Annotated in this window: 1 protein-coding gene; it reads left to right on the top strand. The window is 74.3% G+C overall.

Features of this window, described 5'->3' with window-relative positions; genetic code table 11:
- Window positions 1-560: metallophosphoesterase (locus KVT44_RS55545; RefSeq protein WP_217576857.1), on the top strand; the 560-nt coding region annotated here is incomplete at both ends.

Here is a 560-nt window from a genome sequence, read left to right as displayed (position 1 = left end):
GCCGACCTGGTCTGCCACACCGGTGACATCGCGGACGGCACGGCCGAACGCCGCCGCGCCCAGGCCGCCCCACTCGGAACCGTGCAGGCCACCCGGGCCCGGGTCTACGTCACCGGCAACCACGAGTACTACAGCGAGGCCCAGGGCTGGGTCGACCTCATGGACGAGCTGGGCTGGGAGCCGCTGCGCAACCGCCATCTGCTGCTCGAACGCGGAGGCGACACCCTCGTGGTCGCCGGCGTGGACGACGTCACCGCCGAGTCCTCCGGCCTCGCCGGCCACCGCGCCCACCTCGCCGGAGCCCTGCACGGCGCCGACCCCGACCACCCCGTCCTGCTCCTGGCCCACCAGCCCAAGTTCATCGACCGGGCGGCAGCCGACGGCATCGACCTCCAGCTCTCCGGCCACACCCACGGCGGCCAGATCTGGCCCTTCCACCACCTGGTCCGCATCGACCAGCCCGCCCTCGCCGGCCTCAGCCACCACGGCCCCCGCACCCTCCTCTACACCAGCCGCGGCACCGGCTTCTGGGGCCCGCCGTTCCGCGTCTTCGCCCCCAG

The sequence above is a fragment of the Streptomyces sp. GbtcB7 genome, from assembly GCF_019091445.1.
Classification (GTDB): domain Bacteria; phylum Actinomycetota; class Actinomycetes; order Streptomycetales; family Streptomycetaceae; genus Streptomyces; species Streptomyces mirabilis.
Note: the sequence above shows the minus strand (reverse complement) of the source record. Positions and strands in the feature narration are given on the sequence as shown.